The following is a 5,586-nucleotide window of genomic DNA, read 5'->3' as shown; positions in this document are numbered from 1 at the left end:
CGCCTATGCGACGCGTCAGTTGCTCATCGAGACAGGCTTCTCGGATGACGATGTCATCGGAATCTTGCCCTTTGTCTCGCGGCAGGAGCATAAGGGTACCTATCTTGCCCCGGCCAACGCGCTGGCTTGCTTGCGGGAGCTGCGCTATTTCAATATCGCCGGCGACTACCCCGGAGAGGCTGCCTGCGGCTTGGCAGGATTTCGCGAAGAACTGCCGACCTTTGCCCAAACCTATTTTCTCGACCTCGGCGAGCATTTGTCCGAGGTTGCGTTCTCTGAAGCGGCGAACAAAGTCGCCTCGTATATCCTGCTGAACTCGGTTACGCCCGCCAGCCGCTTCTTCGATGCAATTCGCAAAAGCGATAGCGAAGCCGGCTCGGATCTTGAGCTGCGCACATTTGCGCTCGAGTCGCTGGGGGGCGATTCGCTGGACGTATCGGCAACGTTGACCGATCAGTTATGCCGCGCCGTCGTGCTCAACTGGAGAGGTTGTGGCGTGGCGCCGCAAGATTCCAAGGGCTGGCTCGATAAGACGCCGACTGCCGCCGTGGACAAGCAAGCCAACGAAGCCTACCTTCGCCGAGTCGCATCGGAACAGGCCGCGAAAGCGGGACTTGATCTGGCGGTGATGTATAAGGCCATCGCCGGCTTGATCGAAAGCACCGGACAGATGAGCACGACGGCGCTGGTGAATGGCATCGTCGGAGAATCGCTGGGGCCACAGTCGGGCGACAGAAACGGGGCTGGCCTTGAATTGGCGCCGGTCTTGCAAAAAATCCATCAGTTCTGCGGCGTCAATTCGACGGCCGAAGTTGAACTCCGGCTCGAAAACCAAACCGTGCGCGATGCGCTCATGGAAGCGGCCCAACGGCATGGCCGCCAGATCGGGAAGCCGTTGGAAGATTGGATTCTGTCGCTCGTCGATCGCACTGAATGTCGCGTCGCCGGAGCGCAACAAGTCGCCGGCTGCCTGCAACTTCGGTTGACCGCGCTCGTCTCGGAAGGGATGGTCCAAATCAAGCAGACGCGGCAAACCCGCGAACAATTGTTCGAGACGTTGAACGCCTCCTCGCGAGTGAGTGCGGCGCTGGCGCGTCCCAAGGGTACTTCAATCGCGGAAGAGTTACGTCGCTACGCCCATCTCTTGCTTCAGGAAGGCACGCTGGAATCCGTCTTAAAATGCCTGGCAGTGATCGAGGCATTCGTGTGCCGCGGCTCCGATCGGTTGCGAGACTTGTGGAAGGACTTGAACCGACTCGCCGAGCAGTTCGCGCCCGCGAAGTCGTCGGATCCGGACGATCCGGAACCAATGGCCACGAATCGCGTCGCCTTGGAGCCGCGCGCCGCGGGCGAATTCTCCTCCGCGGTCATCGGCGAAATGGCCGACGACGCGAAAGATGAGATCGAGCGTTCGTTTCTCGCGGAACAATGTACGCTCTGCACGCTGCTGGCACGGAGCAGCCATTTGCGCCCCCAATTGGTTATCGCGCTGCGCGAAGCCGCCAAGAAGACTGTCCGCAAGACGAGCCGGGGCGCGATCGTATCCTGGCTCGGCGAGGCGTTGCAACGGGGAAGCGAAGTGGACATCGATCGAATCCTGGGTAAATGCCTGACTTCGATCGAATCGAACGCCGGCCGATACGGCGGTGCCATGCGGCTGTTGCTCTCATTGCCCGACAAGACAATCGCGACCCGCATCGCCAGTCGAGTTCGCGAAGCCACGGGGGAACATCCCACGCTGGCCTGCGATCCGCAAGGGGAAATGATCGCCGTGTATGAGATCGAGCAGGTGCCGCTCGCCGTCGTGACGAACCGGCTGATCCGCTCGAAGCCCGACTGCGAATCGCTCGCGTCACGGTTGCACACGCGAACCGACGTGGATTTCAAATGCTGATGCTGGTCGGCCGGATCGGTCATCGTCGCCGTCGCGCGCCGAATCGCCCAGCGCTTCATTCTCGGGCGTCTTTCTTCCGACGCCAATCCCGGCACGACGCGCTGCCGCGGCGCCGCTTTGGCGGCGCCACTCTGGTTGCAACGTGATTTGGTTCTGCTAAAGTGCAATTCAGGGTTGCCGCGGCGTTGTGCGCTTCATGCATCGAGCACGTAGATTTATCCTGACCGGTGATCATTATCGTCGTTTGACCCGGAGCCATCGGCGACGGATCATCGTGCAATGCGCGTCGCCGAAGGCTCCGGGTTAAACGATGCCAAGAATCGCGAAAGCACTCGGATGAATCATCAATCGATCAAGATTGCCGTCCTGATTTTCCTCACGCTAAATCTCACGCCCATCCGCGCCGCCGATAGCGGAGGGCCAGCCACGGCCGCGCCCGCCGCGCCGAACGTCGCCGCGGCGCAGCCTGGGCATTCGCTTCACGGCGAGGTGTTCGATGAAGGGCCGCGGCAAAAAGCCTATTTGATGCTGGGGATGCCGAAGGTCGATTTTCCCGTCTCGACCAAGCAGTCCGAGGCCCAGGCATTCTTCAATCAGGGCGTCGGGCAGCTTCACGGCTTTTGGTATTTCGAGGCCGAGCGGTCCTTCCGCCAAGTCGCGGCCATCGACCCCGATTGCGTCATGGCCTACTGGGGCATGGCGATGGCGAACGTGAACAACGAAAAGCGGGCGAAGGATTTCATCGGCAAGGCCGCCGCCCGCAAGGCCGAGGCCACTCCGCGCGAGCGGGCTTGGATCGAAGCGCTCGCCGCCTACTATGCCGCCCCGGACAACGCCGATCGCCGCCGCCAATACGTCCGAGCCTTGGAAGCGATCGTTCACGACGATCCCAAAGACGTCGAAGCCAAGGCATTTCTCGCCCTGCAAATCTGGGTCAACGGCGATTGGATGACGGAGAAGTCCAAGCGCGTGCCGATCTCCAGTTATCAGGCCGTCGATGCCCTGCTCGATCAGGTGTTCGCCGCCGAGCCGATGCACCCGGCCCATCATTACCGCATCCATCTGTGGGACGAGGAAAAACCGAAGCGGGCCCTCGCGTCCGCGGCGCTCTGCGGGCAAACGTCGCCGGGAATTGCCCACATGTGGCACATGCCGGGGCACATCTACTCCGATCTGCACCGCTACGCCGACGCCGCCTGGCAGCAAGAGGCTTCGGCCCGTGTCGATCATGCCTACATGATCCGCGACGACGTGCTGCCCGATCAAATCTTCAACTACGCTCACAACAACGAATGGCTGATCCGCGACCTGGCGGCGATCGGCCGCGTACACGACGCGATCGATCTGGCCAAGAACATGCTCGACCTGCCACGGCACCCGAAATACAACATGATCGATGGCAGCGAGGGGAGCGCGCACTTGGGCCGCGAGCGGTTGGTGAGCACGCTGGTCGAGTATGAGCGTTGGGGCGATCTGGTCGCGCTCTCGAGCACCTCTTATCTACCGCCGCGCGACACGCCGGACGACAAGATTCAGCGTGCCCGTTTGCTTGGCCGCGCTCAGGCGGAGTTGGGGCATGCCGACGAAGCCCGCGCACAGTTAACGGCGCTCGACGCCATGCTATCGGACGAGCGCGCGGCGCGCTACAAATCGGCTGACGAGGCCGAAGTCAAGGCCCGCGCGGATCGCAAGAGCGAAGACGAGATCGCCCGGCGCATGGCCGAGGCGCTCAAGTCGCACGGGCCGCGGATCCGGTCGCTCGAGCGAGCGGTGGGCGAACTGAAGGGGCGGCTGGCCCTGGCCGCCGGAGACCATACCGCGGCGAAAGCGGAGTTCGACAAGCTTGACAAAGGGGATGAACTGCGGCGCGATCACTTGGCGCAAATCTACTTGCGGCTCGGCGACAATTCGCGGGCGGAGGAGCTGGCTCGAAAGGCCTTCGATCGCAATCCGGGAGAAGTTTATCCGCTGGCGAACCTCGTGGCCGTGCTTGCCGCTGTCGGCAAACAAACGGAGGCGACGGCTCAATTCGAGAAGCTGCGCACGCTCGCGGGCAGCGCCGATCTCGATCAGCCGGTCTTCGACCGCCTCGCGCCGCTTGCCAAGGAACTGAAACTGCCAGAAGACTGGCGCACTCCGAAAATCCCGACTGACGTCGGCGAGCGCCCCGATCTCACAACGCTCGGCCCGTTCCGCTGGGCGCCGAGGCCCGCCCCCAACTGGTCGCTTCCCGAGCCGGACGGCCACCTGATTTCGCTCGAGCAATATCGCGGCAAGCCGGTGCTGGTGCTGTTCTACCTCGGCTCGGGCTGCCTGCACTGCGTCGAGCAGCTTAAGAAGTTTTCGCCGCTGGCAGGGGAGTTTTCCACCGCGGGGATTCCCATCGTCGCGATCTCCAGCGAGCCTCTCGATTCGCTCAAGCAATCGCTGGCCACGCTGAAGAAGGATGAGACGATCAATCTCCCGCTCGTCTCGGATGGCGACCGCGCGGTGTTCCGCGCCTATCGCGCCTACGACGACTTCGAGAACATGCCGCTCCACGGCGCGTTCTTGATCGACGGGGCCGGCCTGGTCCGTTGGCACGACATCGGTTACGAACCGTTCATGGACGCCAAATTCGTGCTCGACGAAGCCAAGCGGCTCTTGCCGCGCTGAGCGGAGACGCGCCGCGGAATTCACCGGGATTCAAAAATAGAAAGCCGCTTTATCTGAATTTCTGGCGAATTCAGCTACGGCAATGTGACTCCGACAATGCTTGAACTTGCGCCACATCGACCATCCTTCCTTCGGCCGCTGGACGCCGGCCTGCTAGTTGTCGGCGCGGCGATCCTGGGAGTCGTGATTTTGGCGTCTTCGGCGTTCGCGGCGGACGCCGGTGAAGCGCTCACGCGAAACACCGTCCGACTTTCGCTCGGATGGTATTTCGCCGCCCTGTTGATAATGATGCGACTCGACCGTGGCGATTGGCCGGCGACCGCCGCGGCCGGCCGATTGGCCCGCTGGTGCTGGACTTGGGGGCTCGTTTGCTTTGCGGTTCACGTCGGCATGGCGTTTCACTGTTACCATCATTGGTCGCCCGCCGACGCCTTCGAGCGCACTCGCCAAATCAGCGGGCTGGGCGAAGGGATCTATTTCTCCTATTTGTTTGCGGTCGTTTGGGCGGCCGACGCGGCAACATGGTGGCTCGCTCCGGCGAAGTACGCGGCGCGCTCGCGCTGGTTCGACCGCGCCCTGCATGCCTACATGCTATTCATGGTGGCCAACGGCATGATCGTCTACGAAACCGGCCCAATCCGCTGGGCCGGCGTCGTGATGTTCATCATCTTGCCCGCGGCGTGGCTTCTTACGCGATTTTCTCCGCGTTGGCGCGAGCAGTAGGGACCGGCGCCCCAATTGGCCCCCTTGACACGATTGGTGTCTTCTGATTTAGTATTTTGACCAATCAAAACTATTGTTTCCAATAAACAAATATGTTGTGGAGAAGTTGACATGGGTCATCGTTCGACTGGATTCGCCAACCGTGTGCGATGTCGCGTCATCTCGGCGCGTGGCGTGCAGAATGTGGCCGAGACGAAAGCTTCTTTGGTTCGGCCGCAGCCCGGGTTCACGTTAGTTGAATTGCTGGTCGTGATCGCGATCATCGGAATCCTGATCGGCATGCTGCTGCCCGCTATTCAAGCCGCGCGGGAAGC

The 5,586-nt window shown here is 61.9% G+C and carries 3 protein-coding genes; all 3 read left to right on the top strand.

What is annotated here, in order from left to right; genetic code table 11:
- A partial coding sequence (locus VGY55_22395) for a hypothetical protein (GenBank protein ID HEV2972735.1) occupies positions 1–1,894 on the top strand: 1,894 nt, incomplete at its 5' end.
- A 279-nt stretch (positions 1,895–2,173) separates the two neighbouring features.
- Positions 2,174–4,549: a redoxin domain-containing protein gene (locus VGY55_22390; GenBank protein HEV2972734.1), complete on the top strand. Its 2,376-nt coding sequence runs from the start codon at positions 2,174–2,176 to the stop codon at positions 4,547–4,549.
- A 96-nt stretch (positions 4,550–4,645) separates the two neighbouring features.
- The gene (locus VGY55_22385) at positions 4,646–5,272 is read left to right on the top strand and encodes a hypothetical protein (GenBank protein ID HEV2972733.1); all 627 of its coding nucleotides are present in this window, start codon (positions 4,646–4,648) and stop codon (positions 5,270–5,272) included.
- Positions 5,273–5,586 lie beyond the last annotated feature (314 nt).

Source organism: Pirellulales bacterium, assembly GCA_035939775.1.
Lineage (GTDB): Bacteria > Planctomycetota > Planctomycetia > Pirellulales > DATAWG01 > DASZFO01.
The sequence above is the reverse complement of the archived record's forward strand: the minus strand, read 5'-3'. Positions and strand labels throughout refer to the sequence as shown.

Excerpts from the sequence above, each read along its gene's own strand:
- VGY55_22385 (HEV2972733.1), top strand. The coding sequence starts at position 4,646 with ATGCTTGAACTTGCGCCACATCGACCATCCTTCCTTCGGCCGCTGGAC.
- VGY55_22390 (HEV2972734.1), top strand. The coding sequence starts at position 2,174 with ATGCGCGTCGCCGAAGGCTCCGGGTTAAACGATGCCAAGAATCGCGAA.